13 protein-coding genes and 1 other RNA gene are annotated in these 18562 nt (G+C 57.7%); 8 read left to right on the top strand and 6 right to left on the bottom strand.

Going from position 1 to position 18562, the window contains the following annotated elements; translation table 11 throughout:
- Position 1 precedes the first annotated feature (1 nt).
- From tgt to MWC30_RS04555, 3 genes are all read right to left on the bottom strand, one after another.
- Positions 2-1123, bottom strand: coding sequence for a tRNA guanosine(34) transglycosylase Tgt (gene tgt / locus MWC30_RS04565; protein ID WP_368860801.1), 1122 nt, complete (start codon positions 1121-1123; stop codon positions 2-4).
- Positions 1124-1349: 226 nt separating this feature from the next.
- Complete coding sequence (gene queA, locus MWC30_RS04560) at positions 1350-2426, bottom strand: tRNA preQ1(34) S-adenosylmethionine ribosyltransferase-isomerase QueA (RefSeq protein WP_244082973.1); 1077 nt, start codon at positions 2424-2426, stop codon at positions 1350-1352.
- The gene (locus tag MWC30_RS04555; RefSeq protein ID WP_244082972.1) at positions 2416-2616 is read right to left on the bottom strand and encodes a DUF2065 domain-containing protein; all 201 of its coding nucleotides are present in this window, start codon (positions 2614-2616) and stop codon (positions 2416-2418) included. The genes queA and MWC30_RS04555 overlap by 11 nt, the downstream gene beginning before the upstream one ends.
- A gap of 297 nt (positions 2617-2913) precedes the next feature.
- Here MWC30_RS04555 and argS point away from each other — a divergent pair, with 297 nt between their 5' ends.
- The 4 genes from argS to MWC30_RS04535 all read left to right on the top strand — a co-directional run bounded on the left by argS (position 2914) and on the right by MWC30_RS04535 (position 6990).
- Complete coding sequence (argS, locus tag MWC30_RS04550; protein ID WP_244082971.1) at positions 2914-4596, top strand: arginine--tRNA ligase; 1683 nt, start codon at positions 2914-2916, stop codon at positions 4594-4596.
- Between the two features lie 155 nt (positions 4597-4751).
- Positions 4752-5519, top strand: coding sequence for an SPOR domain-containing protein (locus tag MWC30_RS04545; protein ID WP_244082970.1), 768 nt, complete (start codon positions 4752-4754; stop codon positions 5517-5519).
- Positions 5520-5710: 191 nt separating this feature from the next.
- Positions 5711-6505, top strand: coding sequence for a hypothetical protein (locus tag MWC30_RS04540; protein WP_244082969.1), 795 nt, complete (start codon positions 5711-5713; stop codon positions 6503-6505).
- A 29-nt stretch (positions 6506-6534) separates the two neighbouring features.
- Positions 6535-6990, top strand: a complete 456-nt coding sequence (locus MWC30_RS04535) for a hypothetical protein (RefSeq protein WP_244082968.1) — start codon at positions 6535-6537, stop codon at positions 6988-6990.
- Here the strand turns inward: MWC30_RS04535 and nadB are convergent.
- Complete coding sequence (gene nadB, locus MWC30_RS04530; RefSeq protein ID WP_244082967.1) at positions 6984-8663, bottom strand: L-aspartate oxidase; 1680 nt, start codon at positions 8661-8663, stop codon at positions 6984-6986. The two genes, MWC30_RS04535 and nadB, sit on opposite strands and share 7 nt — an antisense overlap.
- A gap of 596 nt (positions 8664-9259) precedes the next feature.
- Between nadB and MWC30_RS04525 the strand changes: the two genes are divergently transcribed.
- Both MWC30_RS04525 and MWC30_RS04520 read left to right on the top strand, forming a co-directional pair.
- A complete protein-coding gene (locus MWC30_RS04525) occupies positions 9260-9925 on the top strand; it encodes an HAD family hydrolase (RefSeq protein WP_244082966.1) in 666 nt (221 codons plus the stop codon).
- 91 nt (positions 9926-10016) lie between these two features.
- Complete coding sequence (locus MWC30_RS04520; protein ID WP_244082965.1) at positions 10017-10781, top strand: hypothetical protein; 765 nt, start codon at positions 10017-10019, stop codon at positions 10779-10781.
- Between the two features lie 45 nt (positions 10782-10826).
- Here the strand turns inward: MWC30_RS04520 and MWC30_RS04515 are convergent, their stop codons facing one another.
- On the bottom strand, positions 10827-15770 hold the full coding sequence (locus tag MWC30_RS04515; protein WP_244082964.1) for an SNF2-related protein: 4944 nt from the start codon (positions 15768-15770) through the stop codon (positions 10827-10829).
- Positions 15771-16114: 344 nt separating this feature from the next.
- Here MWC30_RS04515 and ffs point away from each other — a divergent pair.
- Positions 16115-16371: signal recognition particle sRNA large type (ffs, locus tag MWC30_RS04510), an RNA gene on the top strand.
- Between the two features lie 94 nt (positions 16372-16465).
- Positions 16466-17524 carry a c-type cytochrome domain-containing protein gene (locus MWC30_RS04505; RefSeq protein WP_244082963.1) on the top strand — a complete coding sequence of 353 codons (1059 nt, stop codon included), beginning with the start codon at positions 16466-16468 and terminating at the stop codon, positions 17522-17524.
- Positions 17525-17546: 22 nt separating this feature from the next.
- On the opposite strand, the gene MWC30_RS04500 is transcribed toward MWC30_RS04505, so the two are convergent.
- Complete coding sequence (locus MWC30_RS04500; protein WP_244082962.1) at positions 17547-18545, bottom strand: hypothetical protein; 999 nt, start codon at positions 18543-18545, stop codon at positions 17547-17549.
- Positions 18546-18562 lie beyond the last annotated feature (17 nt).

Genomic DNA, 18562 nt, shown 5'->3' with positions numbered 1-18562 from the left:
GTCATGGCTCCCCGCCTCCACGCAGGGCATAGAATTCCTTCCGCCATGCTTCGAATCGGCCTTCCTCGATGGATCTGCGTATCCCGGCCATGAGCTGCAGGTAGTAGTGAAGGTTGTGAAGGGTGTTCAGGCGATAGGCCAGGATTTCACGGGCCATGAAAAGATGACGCAGGTAGGCCCGGGAAAACCGCTGGCATGTATAGCACGTACAGCCGCGCTCGATGGGCTCCGGGTCATCGGTGTAGGCGCTGTTCTTGATCTGGAGGCTGCCCCGGGACGTGAAAAGCATTCCGTTTCGGGCGTTGCGCGTGGGCATGACACAGTCGAACATATCCACCCCCAGGCGCACCCCTTCCACCAGGTCCTCGGGAGTCCCCACGCCCATGAGGTAACGGGGACGATCCTCGGGCAGGCGAGGGGTCATATTTTCCAGAACTTGCAGCATCTCTTCCTTGCTTTCCCCCACGGAGAGGCTTCCCAGAGCGTACCCGTCAAAGCCGATATTCACGAGCTTTTCGAGGCAGGCCTGCCTCAGATCCACGAAGACACTCCCCTGGACGATTCCAAAAAGGGCCTGGTCCGAACGCGTATGAGCCTCCCGGCACCTCAGAGCCCATCGCACCGTCCGTTCCATGGAGTCATGGGCATAGTCAAAGGTGACGGGATAGGGCGTGCATTCGTCGAAGGCCATGGCGATATCCGAGCCGAGATGCATCTGAATTTCCATGGACGTTTCCGGGCGGATCAGGTGCCGGGAGCCATCGATGTGGGACTGGAAAACGACGCCGTCCTCTTCGATTTTATTGATACGGGCCAAACTGAACACCTGGAACCCGCCACTGTCCGTCAAGATGGACCCGTTCCAGCCCATGAAGGCATGCAAACCACCCAGTCGCGCAATGCGATCTGAGCCGGGCCTCAGGTAGAGATGATAAGTGTTTCCGAGGATGATGCGGGCGCCCAGTGCCTCCAGTTCGTCGGGTGAAAGGCTCTTCACGGTGGCCTGAGTCCCCACGGGCATGAAAACGGGCGTTTCCACGATGTTGTGGGCTGTCGTGAACCGCCCGCGCCGCGCCCCACAGGCGGGGTCCCGGGCAATGATTTCAAAGTCCAAGGTCACAATCCTTTTCTTTCAAGCATTCCCCTCTCCGGTCTTAGTCCCACGGACCGCAATGACGCAGCCGGTTACTTTTGTCCTTTTGTAGGAGCGGCATCCTGCCGCGACAGAAGCTGCATTTACCCCTTCATGTCACGGCTGGAAGCCGTTCCTAGAAAGAAATAGTCGCGTATTTACGATCTTCGGTACTTACTCCATTGACACCAGGCCTTCACAGGCTGCGGCCTCACCCTCACAAGATCAGCATGGCGTCGCCGTAGCTGAAGAAGCGGTAGCGCTTCAAAACAGCTTCCTCGTAGGCGTGCAGGATGCGCTCCCTTCCGGCAAAGGCAGACACGAGGAGCAAGAGGGTCGACTGGGGCAGGTGAAAATTGGTGATCATGGCATCGACGCATCGGAACCCGTAGCCGGGATAGATGTAGTGGTCGCAGAGCCCGGTGTAAGGAAGGACTGCTCCACACTGCAGGGCGACCCATTCCAAGGTGCGCACCACCGTCGTCCCGACGGCCACAACCCTGCGTCCTTCTCGTTTGGCCGCTTCCACGGCCTGGGAGGCCGCCGCATTCACTTCCACGTATTCGGCATGCATCCGATGGTTTCGCACGTCGTCCACCCGAATGGGAGCAAAGGTCCCATAGCCCACATGGAGGGTCACGGTGGTCTGCCGGACCCCCAGGCGCTCCAGTTGCTCCAGGATCGATCGGCTGAAATGAAGCCCCGCGGTAGGGGCTGCCACGGCCCCCGGGTTCCGGGCATAGACCGTCTGGTATGCCTCGGCGTCATCGACGGGAGCAGGAGCCCCGTTGCGCTGGATATAAGGGGGAAGGGGCACTTCCCCATTGCGATGAAGAAGGTCCAGGAGAGGCTCCGGGGTCAGAAAGCGAACCATGGCTTTCCCTTCCGGGAGGGAATCGAGAACTTTCACCTGGATTCCCCCCGTAAGGGTGATGATGCTGTCGGCTCGGGTGTGCTTGGCCGCCTTCAGGAGGCAGGTATATCCCTCGTCCCATCCTTTTTCGGAAGACTTGTAAGGGTCGAGGACCAGCAGTTCCACCCGCCCTCCCGTCTCCTTCGTCCCCCGGAGCCGCGCGGGCACGACACGCGTATCGTTGACGACCAACAGATCGCCCTCCCCGAGGTAGCCTGGAAGGTCGCCGAAGTGCCGGTGCTCCATGCACTCCCGCACGCGATCCAGCACGAGAAGGCGCGAGGCATCCCGCTGCCCCGACGGAACCTGGGCGATCAGCTCTTCGGGAAGATCGTATCGGTAGTGCTCCAATCCATAAGTGGCCTCCCGACTAACCACCATGATGTCTCCCCCAGTAAACCAGCAAAAGCCCGAGAACCATCATGGCTCCCCCCAACAGGCGCAGGTGCCGGTTGGGCATGGAACAGACTTTCAGGAGCCAGGCCTTCAGGTGATCGGGAGAAGCCAGATAGGGCAGCCCTTCAAAGAAACAGATGAGTCCCGCCACAGTAAAAAAATACCCGTCGAACATCCCCTCTTTTCCTCCAAATGATTGCTTCCGTTTGACGCTGAGATCGCCTAACATATTTTCAGTGCGTTGCAAAGAGATCAATGGCGGCCGGCACAGACCGGACTCCGAGGCTTTCCTGCCGAAGCTCCCCATCTTTCCGGCAGGCGGAGCTGCCGCATGCCATTTGCCGTTCGGATGTGGCTCACGAGAAACTTGCACCCCTGGTACTGGTGATATATAAACCCCGTGATCGGTAACATCGCGCCTGAATTGAAGCGTGCACCCACGACTATGTCATATGAGGAAGGACCCTTATTCATGATCCCTGTTCGAAGCCAGATCATCCAACTGCTTGCCGATGCCGTCGCTCCCCTGCTGGAGGCCATAGAAGGAGCGACGCCTGCCGGCTTGAACATCGAACTGGATATTCCCAAGGCGGCGCAGCATGGGGACTATGCCACCAACGTCGCCATGAGCCTGACACGTCAACTGAAGCGCAACCCCCGTGAGATCGCAGCACAGATCATTGCCAATTTAAAGGACCCTGAAGGCATCATCGGTAAAGTTGAAATCGCTGGACCCGGCTTCATCAATATTTTTGTTCAGCCTCGTGCCTGGCACGGAGTCCTGAAGGACATTTACCGGGAACCGGGCACCTACGGCCGCCAGGACATAGGCGCGGGCAAGAAGGTCCAGGTGGAATTTGTCAGCGCCAATCCCACAGGTCCTCTACACATCGGGCACGGGCGTGGGGCCGCCACGGGGGATGTACTGGCCCGCATTCTGATGGCCTGCGGGTTCCAGGTGGAAAGGGAATACTACATCAACGACGCGGGCAACCAGATGGACACCCTGGGTCGGAGCCTCTACTACCGCTACCAGGAAGTCATGGGGGAAAGCATCGAATTTCCCGACGCTCACTACCAGGGCGAATACATGCGGGACCTCGCCCGAGACTTCGCCCAGGAGGTAGGCCGCCAGTATCATCGGACTCCCCTGGAGGAGGTCCTGCCGATCTTCACGCGCTATGCGGGGGACCGCATTCTGGCCGGCATCCGGGATGACCTGAACGCTTTTGGCGTCACCATCGACCACTGGTTCAGCGAACAAAGTCTCCATGACGCCGACGCCGTGCGCAAGACCATGGACGAACTGGAAGCGCGAGGGTACATTTACGAAGAAGAAGGGGCACGTTGGTTCCGCAGTACCGCCTTTGGAGATGAAAAAGACAGGGTCGTGATTCGGGCCAATGGTGTGAGCACCTACTTTGCCTCGGACCTGGCCTATCACAAGAACAAATTCAGCCGCGGCTTCGATTTCGTGGTGGATATCTGGGGGGCGGACCACCACGGTTACGTCGAACGCATGCTGGCGGGCGTGGAGGCCATGGGACGTGCCCGGAGCGATCTCAAGATCATCCTGGTCCAACTGGTGAACCTGCTGCGCGGAGGAGCCCCGGTGGCCATGTCCACACGGTCGGGAGAATTCGTCACCCTCCGGGAGGTCCTCGATGAAGTGGGGAAGGATGCCTGCCGGTTTATTTTTCTCACGCGGCGCTCCGACAGCCAGCTGGATTTCGATCTGGACGTGGCGAAAATGCAAAGCAACGACAATCCCGTCTATTATGTGCAGTACGCTCATGCCCGTCTGTGCAGCATTTTCGACGTGGCCCGGGAGCGGGGCATTGCATGCGGAGATTCTCCCGACGGCCCGCCCTGCAACCTGGACCGCCTCGTCGAAGGGCAGGAACTGGAGATCATGAAGCTGCTGGGGGAATATCCCGCAGTCCTGGCCAACTGCGCGAGTGCCTTGCAGCCACACTTCATTCCCTACTACCTGCATGAGCTCGTCTCCCTTTTTCACAGCTATTACAATCGCAATCGCATCCTGGGCGACGACAATGAATTGACTCAGGCCAGGCTTTACCTGGCGGGCGCCGTGCGGCAGGTGATCCGGAACGCTCTGGAGCTGCTGGGGGTCGGAGCCCCGGAAAAAATGTGACAGGTCCCGGTGGAGGAGTACCTCTGGTCCCTTTGGGGCGGACCCGCCTCCGCCGGCGGAGACACCGCGATGAGCCATGGATGCGCAGGCGCGTCCGGTTCTCCTGGATGTTCGCGTTTCCAATACCGAGGGAATGCTGAAGAGGAAATGGGGCCATGCTGGAACCTGCTTTGAAAGAAAGCCCATCACGTCAGACGGAAACGCAAAAAGAGCCCAGGCGCTATCGTTTTGAATGGAGCCTCGGACAGCTGGTACTCTACTCCCTCGGCCTGATCCTCACCATCACCTGGATGTTCATTTTCGGAATCCTCGTGGGACGGGGGATTCCATTGATCGACCTCAAAGACACGTCGTACAAGGCTGAATTTCTCCGTTTCCTCGGCCTGGGGCGGCAGCCGACGCCTCCGCCCGAAAATGCCGCCGAAACATGGGAGTCTCCCAGGAAGATGGTGGAATCTTTGAGGTACTACCAGGATCTTGCGGGTGGGGGAAAGGTCCCTCCTCAATCTCCCTCCAAGGGGCAGTCTCCCCCTGCAGCCATAGCCGTCAAGCCCTCATCCAAAGAAGCGGACCAGGAAGCGCCCGCCACCAAGCCCAAAGCTGAAGAAGCCCCCGCCGCCAAAATGGAAAAGGCGGAAGTGGCCAAAGCCCAGCCGGCAAATGGCCCGTCCGAGAACATGGGAGAGCATTTCACCCTGCTCATCGCATCGTTGAAAGACCTGGAGAACGCTCAAAAGCTCCTGGATCAGCTGAAATCCAAGGGCTACGATTCGCGGCTGGAAAGCCTCGATCTGAGCGGCAGCGGACGGTGGAACCGTGTGCTGGTGGGATCTTTCGGCAGTCGGGACGAGGCGCAGCGTTTTGCCGCCGAATTCAATCGCAAAGAGCACATGGAAGGTCTTGTCATTCGGGAATCCAACTGAGCCCGACGGGGGTATTTTCATTTGACTCCGCCGAAACCGGATGTTAGCGTTACGGCGTGTGATCCGACGGGGCAGGTAGAGGGAGCTGACGTCCGTCACACCTCGGAAAATGTAAGAAAATGAAGGTGATTCGGCATTGGCGGTAGGATTTTTTCAACCATTCTCTTCGTTTGATTCGCGAATTGGGAACCATGTCACAGAAATTACGTCTTCAAGACCTGTTTGAGGGAACACGTTACCAAAAGATCGTCCTGACCATCAGCGTTGTGGCATTCCTGATACTGGAACTGCTCATTTACATGGCTTCAGCCAGCCAGGCGGGACAGAAGTCGCGTGTGATCGTTCTGGATACCAACGGCACGAAAGTTTACGAGACTGCCGGGACCGCTCTGACCAGTTACGAAAAGATGGTCTTCGAGAACAACTTCGGCCCATTGGCCAACTACCAGGTCCGTCTCGAGTCTGAAGCGGCGCCCTTTCCGTTTCGAGCCTGGGTCTCCGCTGCGGTGGGCATTCCCGTGGGGCTGATTTTGCTGGTCTCCTTTCTGGTTCGAGTTTACCTGTCCCTTCTTTACGGTGAAGAACAGGAGGAGCTCCCGGACACGGAAGGCGGCGAGATGGGCCTCCACAAGAACCAGTTTGGAAACATCCTGCATTCGTTCCGAGGTGTTTCCATCTACTACATGGGCTTCCTGATCGTCCTCGGCGTTCTGCTGCTCTGGATGGTTCCCAACTTTCTCGGGGATTTCGCCACGATCACGGTAACCGCCATCAGGGAATACAAATGGTTCTTCCTGGGCACGTCCATTTTCCTGGCTCTCATCATCACGTGGATCATCTACCTGCGCTATAAACTGTCCAAGCAGATGTTGGAAAATCAGCTTCACCTGGAGAAATTTAGAGTGGAGCAGCAGATGCTCATCCAGCGGGATCCTCCCCCTCCCCTGCTGCCCAACCCCATGAATGAGGCGCAAGATCCCAGGTAAGTCGTTCCATCAGAGAGGAAATGCAACCTATGTGGTTTCGTCGTTTATTTCGAGGTCGTCAAAAACCTGTAGAATCCGAAGCAAGCACCCCTTTAAGCCCCCAGGAAGCTGAGCAGAAAACCATCAATCAGGGCATCCAGTATTTTTATTTGATCATGGGCGCCCAGATTTTTCTGGTTTTGGGACTGGTGGGGCTTTTGACCGTATTCGGAACGGTGCTGGCCACCCCCCTCTGGGTATATTTAGGCACCCTGGGCCTGGGTGTGGCGGGAACCGTTTATATTTACCGCAAAATCAAAGCCAAGTTTCTCAAGTTCAGGGACGCCTTCAAGAACGTCAATCTCTCCAATAGCAACTACGAAATCAGCTTCATGGGGGGGGTTTTCACCATGAGGGTGGAGCAGCACCCGCGGGCACTTCTGGAGGCTCCCGCCCCCAGCCAGATCCTGGAAGCGGAAACCGTCGAGCCCCCTGCAGCTCATTGAGGTCCCAGCGCGTCGTTGGGTTGTAGCGCACAGACGAATTCCTCCGTCTGGCGTCGAACGACAACGGTATCCTTCAGCCAGTTTGCATCGTCCTTCTGCGGGTGATCCAGGTTGTAGTGGAGCCCGCGGCTCTCTTTTCGCTCGATGGCGCAGCGGATGATGAGCTCCGCCACCAGGGCCAGATTCTGCAGCTCGATGAGGTCGGCGTTGACGGGGATATGGGGCATATGCTCACGGATTTCCATGCGGATCTGGGCCATGTGCGCCTGAGCCAGGGCCAGTCTTTTATCCGTCCTCACAATGCCCACATAGTTCCACATCAACCTTCGAATGATGTCCCAATTGTGCGTAATGAGCACCATCTCGCTGAGCAGGCTTGAATTTTCATTCCTGCTGCGGAAGCAATGCGGGACTTCCGGCAGAGTCCGGCTTCGCCATCCATCCAGTTGGTCTGCACAGTCCTGGGCGGCTTTGTGTGCATAGACCATCGCCTCCAGAAGGGAATTGCTGGCCAGGCGGTTGGCCCCATGCAGCCCCGTACAGGCACACTCTCCGATGGCGTAAAGGTTCTCGATGCTGCTCCTGCCCTTCTTGTCCGTCAGGATCCCTCCGCACATGTAATGGGCCGCCGGCACCACGGGAATGGGGTCACGGGTGATATCGATCCCCAGGGAAAGGCACTTCTGGTGGATATTGGGAAACCGGGTGCGCAGGAAATCCGCATCCCGGTGGCTGATGTCGAGGAAGACGCAATCGTCCCCCGTCTTCTTCATTTCCGTATCGATGGCCCGGGCCACGATATCCCGGAAGGCCAGGTCCTTCAGGGGATGATAAGCGCCCATGAAAGCCCGCCCTCTCTTGTCGATCAACCGTCCGCCCTCACCGCGAACGGCCTCGGAGATGAGAAAGTTCTTGGCAAGGGGATGGTAGAGGCAGGTGGGATGAAATTGGACGAATTCGAGGTTTGCCAACTCGGCTCCCGCCCGATACGCGATGGCGAGGCCGTCTCCCGTGGCCACATCGGGATTGCTCGTATAAAGATAGGCCTTGCCCGCCCCCCCGGTACAGAGGAGAACGGCGTTGGCCAGAAAGCTGTAGATTTCCCCCGTCTCCGAACGCAGGACATAGGCTCCGCGGCAGATATTCTGCTGCTGCAGGGAAATGGACCCGGCCTTGATGGATTGATGCTGCGTGATGAGGTCCAGGACGAGGTGGTTTTCAAAGATTTCGATATTGGGATCTGCTTCAGCAGTGGCGATAAGGACTTTTTCCACCGCCTGCCCCGTCAGGTCATGAGCGTGGATGATACGGTTGCGGCTGTGCCCCCCTTCCCTTCCCAGGTCGAAGGCGGGAGTCCCGGCCGATCCCTGGTTGAAGAAAACCCCCATGCTCACCAGTTCCTGAATCCGCTCCGGGCCGCACCGCACCACCATGTCCACGACATCTTCATGGCAGAGTCCATCGCCGGACGTCAGGGTATCCTGGATGTGGAGCTGAAAGGAATCATCCGGCCCCAGCACCGAGGCAATCCCCCCCTGGGCGTAATTGGTGCTGGTTTCCAGCTTGTCCTTTTTGGTCACAATGGCGACGGTACCCGTGCGCGCAGCCTTCAGCGCAAAAGAGAGTCCGGCAATGCCGCTTCCAATGACGAGATAATCGAACCGGTAGTCCATATGAAATTCCCATCATAAACACCGAGGCAGTCCCCGCAATGGCAAACGGCAATGTTGTTGACTGAACCAACTTGCGTCATTCCGGCGAAAGCCGGAATCCAGGAAAATAGCGGCGTTCTGGACCCCGGTTTTCACCCGGGTGACGCGAAGCCAACAGCATTGACGGCAAACGGTGGGCCTCGGTGGCAGGTTGGTGGTATTTTCCCGCCGGTGCATGGAAACCATCCGGAAGCCCCCACCCTGGAAAAACGCAGACAACGATTTCACCCCGGTGGAGGATGAATCAGGTGTTTCCCGGCTCCAGCTATGGGATTGCGCCGCACAGTCGGCAAATCCCTCAACAGTTGGAGACTCTATTCCATACCAAAGGGCTTGTAAAGCCTTGAAACCCTGTGCCGGAGAGATTCGCGCGGCAGCCGTTCGCCGGACGCGCCTATCCGAAAACGCGCCCTCCCGGCCCACTCCCCGGAAGTGCGGGAGGTTTTTCAACAGGCTTCGATTCCTCAGGGTTTGGGTGGCCATGTCAAAATATTCCATGCGATTCGATCATAAAGGATTATAGTTAATAAGTATCTACAGAAGGAGAATTGCACTGCATGAAGACAAACGCTTCTACAAAGCTTGGGGATATGCGGCTTCGAGCCATCGTGTTCGACTGTGACGGGGTCCTTTTCGATTCGAAGGAAGCCAATGTCAAGTTCTACAGTCACATTTTGGAACGTGTCGGCCTGCCGCCGGTGACACCTGACCAGGAGGAATTCATCCACATGTACCCTGTAGGCGAATCCCTCAGGTACTTGATGGGGGATGGAGAGCGCTTCCAAGCGGCGTGGGAATATCTTCAGAAGATCGACTTTCGCGCCTTCAACGCCTATCTCCGCCGTGAGCCCGGACTGGTGGAAATCCTGACCCTTGCCAAATCCCGCTTCAAGACCGCCCTCGCCACCAATCGGATGGTTTCCACACGGGAGCTTCTGGCACACTTCGATATCGAGAAATTTTTCGACCTTGTGGTTTCAGCCGCCGACGTGCGTCATCCCAAACCTCATCCCGAGAGTATGGAAAAGATCCTGAATACCTTCGGTATTTCGCCCCGGGAAGTTCTCTATGTGGGGGATTCCGCCGTGGACGAGGCACTGGCAACGGCAACGGGGGTCTTCTTCGCGGCCTACAAAAATGAATCTCTCAGTGCCCATCTGCACATCAACCACTTCCAGGAGCTTCATCCCATTCTCCTGAATCCCATGCTCCAGGGAGCTTAATGCAATTCAAACGGCTTCGACCGGGCTTAACCCTTTCCGGGCTTTTACGGTGCCCTCCCAGGGAGTGTCCTCTGTAGAGGAAATGAAGGCTTTGGGTCTTGCGGCTCTCCAGGGCCTGATCCTTCTGGGCACCGTCCACAACGACCCAGCAGGATTCAGGGAACTGGGCCGATTCCTGCGCAGCCATGAACCAGACTGCGTCTTCGTGGAATTGAGTCCATACGGGCTGCGATTCCGACTGCGGCATCGTCGCACTCTGCAGAGGACTCTCATGGGGAACCTCCAGGAGGCATGCGCCCAAGCGCGCGTTTCATGGCAATACGCCGTGCGCCACCCGGAAATCGTGGCCGTTCGCAGGCAGATCGGGCTCCCTTCGGAATATCGTGCGGCCGCCCGCTATGCCGCCCAAACGGGCAGCAGAATCTTTACCGTCGATTACTCCCGCTTCAGCCGCAAGTGGCTGGCATCCTGGCCGGAGCTTCTCTCTCCCAGGAACCTTGCCATCTTGCTCTCGCTCCCTCCAAATCCCCGTTCCGTATCCCGCAGTTACGATTCCGCAGCCGCCGCTATGGCGAGAGTCGCTCCCGGCTCTCCCGAGAACACGGCGTTTCATGCGTCGCAAATAGACCCTTTATGGGCCGAACGGGAGATCCACATGGCAAAGGCAATCATGCGTCTCTGCGAAATCTTCTCCCCTCAAAAACCCGTCTACCTGGGCGGCTGGCGGCATCTGACCCCGGGTGGAGAGCTCCCCACCCTGCGGGACATCCTGAACATTCCCCCCTCGCGATGTCTCTTGCTGGACCGCTGGGAGGCTTCTCAACAGCGGCACGGGGCGCAAGGACCCAAGACATGAGGATGGGAATGATCCAGACTGAGCCTATCAACCCAGCGTATTTCCTCAAGCTTCCCTGATGAGCCGCACGAGCTCCTCGGCCGAGATCTTTCCACTGATATCGCTCCCGTCGAGGAGGCTTCCGGCAAGGTCTCTTTTCTCCTGGTGGAGCTTGACGATCTTCTCTTCAATGGTGCCTGCAGTCACCAGGCGGTAGACAGTCACCGGGTGCTGCTGCCCGATGCGATGGGCGCGGTCGGAAGCCTGATCTTCGACGGCGGGGTTCCACCAGGGGTCCATGTGGATGACGTAATCGGCTGCGGTGAGATTGAGCCCCAATCCCCCCGCCTTGAGGCTGATGAGAAACAGATCCCCTTCTCCCGCTTGAAAGGCATCCACCGCCTTTTTCCGCTCTTTGGGCGGTGTGCTCCCATCGAGATAGCGGTAGCCGATATTCCGCTGGTCCAGATATTCCCGAATGAGACTCAAATGCCCGACAAACTGGCTGAAGACCAAAGCCTTGTGCCGGTTTTCCAAAAGCTCCGATACGACCTCGTCGAAAAGCTCGAGCTTTGAGCTCGACAGGGGAGTCTCGGGCAGAACCAGGCGCGGATGACAGGCCGCCTGCCTCAGCTTCATGATTTCGGCCAGTATCCGCAAGTGCTTCTGGGCAAGTGGAGCGCTATCGGCCTCGATCCTTGCGAGAGCCTGCTGCCTCAAAGCTTCATAGAAGGCGGTCTCCTCGGGGCTCATCTCCACCTGCAGGACCACTTCCGTGCGGGGAGGCAGCTCCTCGAGAACCTGGGATTTGAGCCGCCGCAGAATGAAGGGCTGAATCAGCTTCTTCAGACGCTTCCTCGCATCCCGATTGTTATACTTTTCGATGGGGACGGCAAACCGCTCGTTGAATCTTTGCAGGGATCCCAGAAGACCAGGATTGATGAAGTTGAAAAGGGTCCACAGCTCGCCAAGGTGGTTCTCGATGGGAGTGCCCGTCGTGATGATCTTGAAGCCTCCCTTGAGCCCCATGGCTGCCTGGGATCGCTGGGTGAGTACGTTTTTGATTGCCTGCGCCTCGTCGAGAACGATGAGGCTCCACTCGATGCCGGCCAGGAGCTCCGCTTCCTGGGCCAGCAAACCATAGCTGGTAACGAGCACATCGTGGCGCTTGAGCCCCTTGACGAGCTCCTCCCTGTTCATGGCGTTCAATTGCACCATGTTGAGGGTAGGGGCGAAGCGGTGAGCCTCGGCGAGCCAATTCCAGCACACGGAAGTCGGAGCCACGACCAGGGCAGGACCTTGAGAGGCCCGTTGCAGCATGACGGCCAGCACCTGGATGGTTTTCCCGAGGCCCATGTCATCGGCCAGGCATGCACCGATCCCCATGTGAGCCAGCCGAGTCATCCACCAATAGCCTTCCAGCTGATAGTCCCTCAGTTCGGCCTTGAACGTCGAGGGTACGGGAGGGCTGATCTCCTGACCGGCCCGGATACGTTCGAGCCGTGATTTCCAGGCTTCGTCCACTTCAAGGTTGGGAATACCTTTGATCAGGTCCTGTACGGCCAGAGCGGCAAGGGGATGCAGGCGGACTTCCTTCCCTTTCCTTTCGGCGTAGGCGTTCAGCTCTTCGAGCCTCTTCCGGAATTCCCTGGTCAGAGCCAGGAATTGTCCCTCCTCCAAGGGGATGAACCGCGTGCTCGTTGTGTTGACGAGCTCGAGGAGACGCTTCATATCGATTACCAGGTCATCATCCACCTGCAGGCTGCCGCTCACTTCAAACCATTCCGTCCTGCCGCGAATTTTCATTCGGAACCGATCGATGGGGACCTCGCGGGTGACCTTCAATTTCTCCCCTTCGGGCCATTCCACAATCACTTGACCCTCTTCCTGCAAAGCCTTGAGGTCCAGGAGCAGCTGGAGGCAATCCTCCGGGTCTTCGAGCTGACACTGCCGGTCGGAATCGGCAAGTCTCGAAATCGTGGGAGAGGCCGCATCCAAAGCGTCGGCCATCCTCTCTTCAGCCTTGAGATCCCTTTGGGTCTGCACCCTTTTCCCGCCCACTTCCGCAATGACGTTTGTCGCTCCCACGCCGGGCTTGAGGTATGGGCTCCCCTCTTCTTTGAAGGGCTTCACAAAAACCTCCAGCCGGAACCCGTGCCCCGATGGGACCAGGTGCACATGAGGCGTCGGGTCGGAGGCGACCTCCACCACATCCTTGGACCTGCCTCCGATCTCCGAGTAGACAAGCGCATGGGAAGAAAGTGCCGAGATGGCTTTCAGGACGTCCTGTTTGCCTGAGGCAGGTACAAAGAGGCCTCCACTGCCCAGGACCTGCGCGAAGCGCCGATGCTGGTCGGTGAATTCGATGACTTTGAACCGGGTGGGTGTTTCCTGTATCACCTCGACCCGGTCTTCCCCAAATTCGATTGCAAACCTGATATTGAGCATCGAGCCAGACTGGGTCACCAGAATCTCCGGCTCGCCCTTTACGAATTCTACGGGTACGGACGGGGATTGCTCCATGAAAAGCAGCGGATGCCCCACAAGGGAGGGTAGAAGCTTGTCCATGTCAAAGGTGTAGGTGTCGCCGTGATAGTAGGAGCGTTCATGCTTTATGGCCGCGCAAATGGCATTGTCCTGCGGGCCGAGGTTTTCCAGCTTGGTGCGATTGAAAAGCCGGCTCATGGCCACGGGACGACCTTTGGTCCAGCCGCCCTTGGGCATAGTCCTCTGCTCCAGGGGCTGCAGAGACACTCTCCCGCTGTAATAGCCAACCAGCCAGATCAGCCTTGTTGCCGAAGTGGATTTTTGCACAACGGGCTCTTCGGATGCGCCCGCGATCTCCAAAATGGCGCGCAGCCCCTTCTGCCAGGGCTCTTCAGCCTCGATGGAAGACACCAGGGGCCGCATGCCGCTCTGCTTGATGACCCGGTCGAGAAATTCACGGTGCATCGACGTGGCCCTGTTGTTGCGTATGAGCAGTGCCGCACACTCCATGGACACCCAATCCATTCCCACCTGCCCGGCAGTCTGGAATATCGGCTCGAGCCGCTCGATCATTTCCCTGGAGAGCCGGCCGTTCACCCAGTAAGCCGCTATGGCGTTGAAAAGAGTCGGGATGACACCGCCGGCCTTGGATTCAGTTTCGAGGATCCGCTTCGCCTCTTCCATTTTAAGATTCTGCGCACAAATGATTCCCTTGAGCGATCTGTAGGGGGACGTTTTGAAGTCCGAGTCGTCCATCGAGGCAAGGGACCAGCCCACCAGTTGCTCAGCTCTTTTCACGAGGTCGATATTTCCAGATTTCAGAAGAGCCAGAACGTAGAAAAGCCCCCCCGTACCTGTGAAATTTATGTTTCTCTTCCCACACCTGCGGCGAAACTCCTTCAGATCGGCTTCAAAAGACCCGATGGCGTCATTGATTTTTCCCTCGACAAAATGGACCCAGCCCATCAAGCCGCCCGTATAATCGCGTCCATCGATCTCAGGGATGATCCTGCGCGCGTCGTCGAGTCTGCCACCCAGGATGAGCCGCGATACCAGGTCATAGAGCAGGGCCGCCCTTTCGAACCGAGGCGCCGATTTGAAAAGGGGATCCTTCAGGGTGAAGGCAAGGGCCTCGGCATCGGGTTCCAGATGGATCACGGCCTGCCTGAAGATAGCAGAGAGAAGCGCCATCCGCACGTTTGTGGGAAGGCCGGCAAACCACGCCGTATCGAAAGGATCATTGCAAATTTGAGCCATGGAAACGTCAATATCGGGCAGTCTGCTGTGCAGGGAGTACAGGTCTTGCAGGCATGCACGGAAAAGGTGCATGTCCTGAGAATAGATGCCAATGCGAAAGTCTCTCAAGATGCGCGGAGCGGCGGCCACACTGTAGGAAGAGGAGTAACCGTGGGCCAAAGGCAGCTCTTCATGAACCGCTCGAACGAGCGGCCCGAATCTCATGGAGTATTTGGAGGTGAGATTAGAGCTTCCGAATGCCGCGAAGGGGGCTGAGAAAGGTCTCCTTTGTTTGGACTTCAAAACAGTCAGAGCATCCTTGGCCATCTTCCGAATGGCAGAGTCCTCATCCCTGCTCAGCTGCTCGATGACCCGGAAACCCCATGATGGTGGATAATGACTCAATAGAAATATGATATGGCGGCGTACTTCAGGGTTCGGATCATTGGCCGCCTCCTTCACCAGGGTATGGACCTCGGGTTTTTCCGATGCGATGAGCACCATGGCTCCAAGGACATTAGCATAGAACTGCCATGGCTCTTTTTGGATCACCTTGAACAGTAAGGGCAGAATCCTTGGCCCCCTGCGGGTGCATGCATGGAGCGCCGCCTCCCGGACTGTGGGGGCCAGTGGATGCGGGTCCACGTATCCGAGGTTTTGCACCAGGAGAGTCAGAAACTTGTCCATATCCCTGATGACAGTCCGCTCTGCTTCGTTGCACTTCCAGATGACGGTCAGTCTGCTCTTCAGGTCTCCCTCGGGCGAGAGGGCTGTCAGAATGCGCTCCACGGACCAATCGTGCAGGTTCTCCTCGGCCGCGGCGATCTGGATCTCCGATGTGGCACACGCCGGACACAGAGGCCCCGGCGCGGGCATGAATGCATGGTCCCGGGCGGCCTTGCCACAGGAGATGCAGTGGCTGCCGCGCGGATTGTCGGTCCATGCCTCCCTGGACTCGATCCCCTCCAGGAGACTGCCGGCCGTGAAGATGCGACCGGCGGCCACTGCTCGCCGGGTGACGATCTCGATGACCTCCCGTGGGACCTGCAAGGTGTCATTGAGGAGCCTGAGCTCCTTCAGACTTTGCAGGTGTGGCTCCAGTGCCCTGATTGAGCCTATTTTTTCTCCGGGAAAGCTCAGGCCCGACTTACGGAATATTTTGTATAAAGCACCCACGCTCACCGGTTCGTAAATCACCGAGCAGAGCTGCACCAGCGCCTGTTCCGGCGGCGGTAGACTCTCATAGGCTTCAAGGAGCTTCTGACGTATTTTTTCGTCTGTTTGCACAATCATCCTCTCCTGGATCGTCCGGCCCTGGGGCATCAGTGTCTCTATCCCGTTTACATCCCTCAGATAAAGCCTTGAAACAGCAGGTCCTCATGGCAAAAAGTGCTTGCCCGAAGGCATCCCGTTCATGCGAGCATATCCCATGAGATACCGCCGCAGATTTTACGCGCAGTCATCTGAAATGTACATACGCGCAAGCTTGGAACGCTGTTCAACCGGTGCCCTGCTTTCGATCCTTCTCCACAGCGTTGCTCCCCGGCCGCATGCCTTCGTCAATGCTCATTGCAATTTCCGAAAAAAACTGTTAAGTAAAAACCCTCGATTGTCATTGAAAATGCCCTTGGTCGTGCTAGGTGGGGAGTTAGCGGTGCTCTGTAACCCGAAATCCGCTTAGCGGGGCTGAATCCCCTTTGAAGGGTTCAAGTGGGTGGGCCGTTTCTAATTCTGGTGTCGATTGGACACTGCGCAACAGGCGAATATGAACCCCGTCAGGTCCGGAAGGAAGCAGCGGTAAGTATCCCCGTCTGTGTCGTGGTCTACTCTAATTGGATGCCGGAAGGTGGGCGGTCTGTTACCACGCGATTCGACAAAGGGTGCACGGCCAGGGACTTCACACCGATGATGATGGCTATTCAGCCAGTCCCCCTGTCGAACTCCCCCTCAGGATTCATAAACCCCTTGTATGGGAGTCAGCCATGAAACGTTTGTATTCCGCAGCGACAGGAATCTTCGGACTCATTGGGCTCAGCCTCTGGGCTGTTTGCTCGATCCATGCAACCGCTTCCGCAGCTGAAGGACTTCTGCTGGTTCAAGAAGTATCCGGCCGGCTTCACACCCCCCCTGCATCCCAAGCTTCGCCGTCGCCTCAGGTCCTGAACGCAGCTCCTTCTTACGAGCAGGTGAATTCCATTCTGCAGCAGCGCTGCATCATGTGCCACACAGGGCCTCAGGCTGTGGGCAATCTTCGTCTCGACTCGTATGCCGGTCTCATGGCTGGAGGGAGCAAAGGACCGGCGGTCGTGCCCAGGTCTCCTGAAAAAAGTGAGCTGCTGCGGAGGATTCGCGGCGACAGCCAGCCCCGCATGCCCATGAACGGCCCGCCGTGGCTCACGGAAGAGGAGACTTCCATCATCGAGCAATGGATCGCAACCGGGGCCATCGACGCTCCCATCGGCGAAAACCAATCCGCAAGGCCCCAGGAAGAGGCCAGGAAGGAAGGGACTTCCCCATCGGGAGAGACATCGGCCTCGGCCCCTCTCCGGTATACGGATGTGGCCCCCATATTCCAGAAACGCTGCGTCAGGTGCCACATGGCCCAAGGGAGCTTGGGCACACCCCCCGAAGGGATTCGCCTGGACAACTATACCGCCATTCTGGCAGCCTGGGAGCGTCCCATCGTCATCCCGGGATATCCCGAAATCAGCCTCCTGTTTCGGACCATCAAGGGCGTGTCCCTCCCCCGCATGCCCATGGACGGTCCACCATACCTCAACGACCAGGACACGGAAAGAATCTCCCGGTGGATTGCTCAGGGTGCTCGAAGCGCCGACGGAAAGGCAGCTGCTGTCCCCGCCGGGGCCAATATACGCTTGAAGGGAACGCTCACAGGAAGGTGGGCTCTCGATGGGGTTGCCCTTGCGGTGGATTCGGGCACACGTATGGACAAGAACCCGGCGCCCGGCAACTCGGTGGAGGTGCGCGCTGTCGTACAGGCAGACGGGTCCCTGCGCGCCGTCAGGATCAAACGGCTCTAACGGCTTGTTGAAAACCGGTCGATCAATCCAGCAGAATGAGGTTGGACGACAGCACCCCATACACGACGATCAGCAGGGAAATCCCATTTGAGACCAGGGAGGCCAGGGCCAGACGGCGCTGGATGCCCGGAACGACGCCCTTGAGACTCTCCACACCGGAAAAGGGTTTGAGGATTCCCACCCCCAGTCCTGAGATCACCCCTCCCAGAAACGCCAGGTAGAGCGCATACCCCACGTACAAATATTCCTTATGCAGCAGGCAGAAGGGACAATGGTGCGTCGGCAGTTCGTAAAAATAGAGCGGTATAAAGGAAATCAGGGCCACTCCACTCGCCAGGAAGGTCAATGAGGAAAGGATGGAAAAAAGGGTGACGCCCTTTCCCGCACGCCGGTAATACACCCCGCAGATCAAAGTGGCCCCCATCAAAGTGTAAAATGTTACCGCCAGGGGGATGGGAGGCAGGGCGATTATACCCGACGTAACGCCCGCCGCATCCGCCGTGAAAAGGGTTCCACAGCAGGACGTGATGATGTTCGGATGCAGGCCTGCGGAATATGCCGTCTGGAAGATCGTCTCCGCCAGAATCAAGGGGGCGATACAGAGGAGGAGTGCGTATTTTTTGCGTATCAACGGGTAGTCCCAAGCCCGGTTGTCTGTAAAATTGATGACAAGCCAGACAGCCCCCAGGATGAAATTGACGATTTTTAAAACGATCGTTGGATATCCCCAGGGGTTCACATTGAGGGAGCCGGCAGCGCACATGGCCCCGACAAAAAGCGGCGCCAGGTGGTCCGCCGTGTAGATGAAGAGGAACAGGGAAAGCAGCTGAAAACCAAGGGCATAGGTGATGAGCACGGAAATCAGGTACGTTCTTCGCTCCAGCCCCAGCTGGATTTCACTTCCGCTCCGCATGTCCCAGCGCAGAAGGATTTGCACGGCGTAAAATGCCGAATAGACGAGCATGAAGCTCACCAGCAGGGACCCCAGCAGCAATCCCAGGATAGGACCGTGAAAAATCATGGAGCGCTCCTCACCAC

It is taken from the genome of Desulforhabdus sp. TSK, assembly GCF_022836495.1.
Classification (GTDB): Bacteria; Desulfobacterota; Syntrophobacteria; order Syntrophobacterales; family Syntrophobacteraceae; genus Desulforhabdus.
The sequence above is the reverse complement of the archived record's forward strand: the minus strand, read 5'-3'. Positions and strand labels throughout refer to the sequence as shown.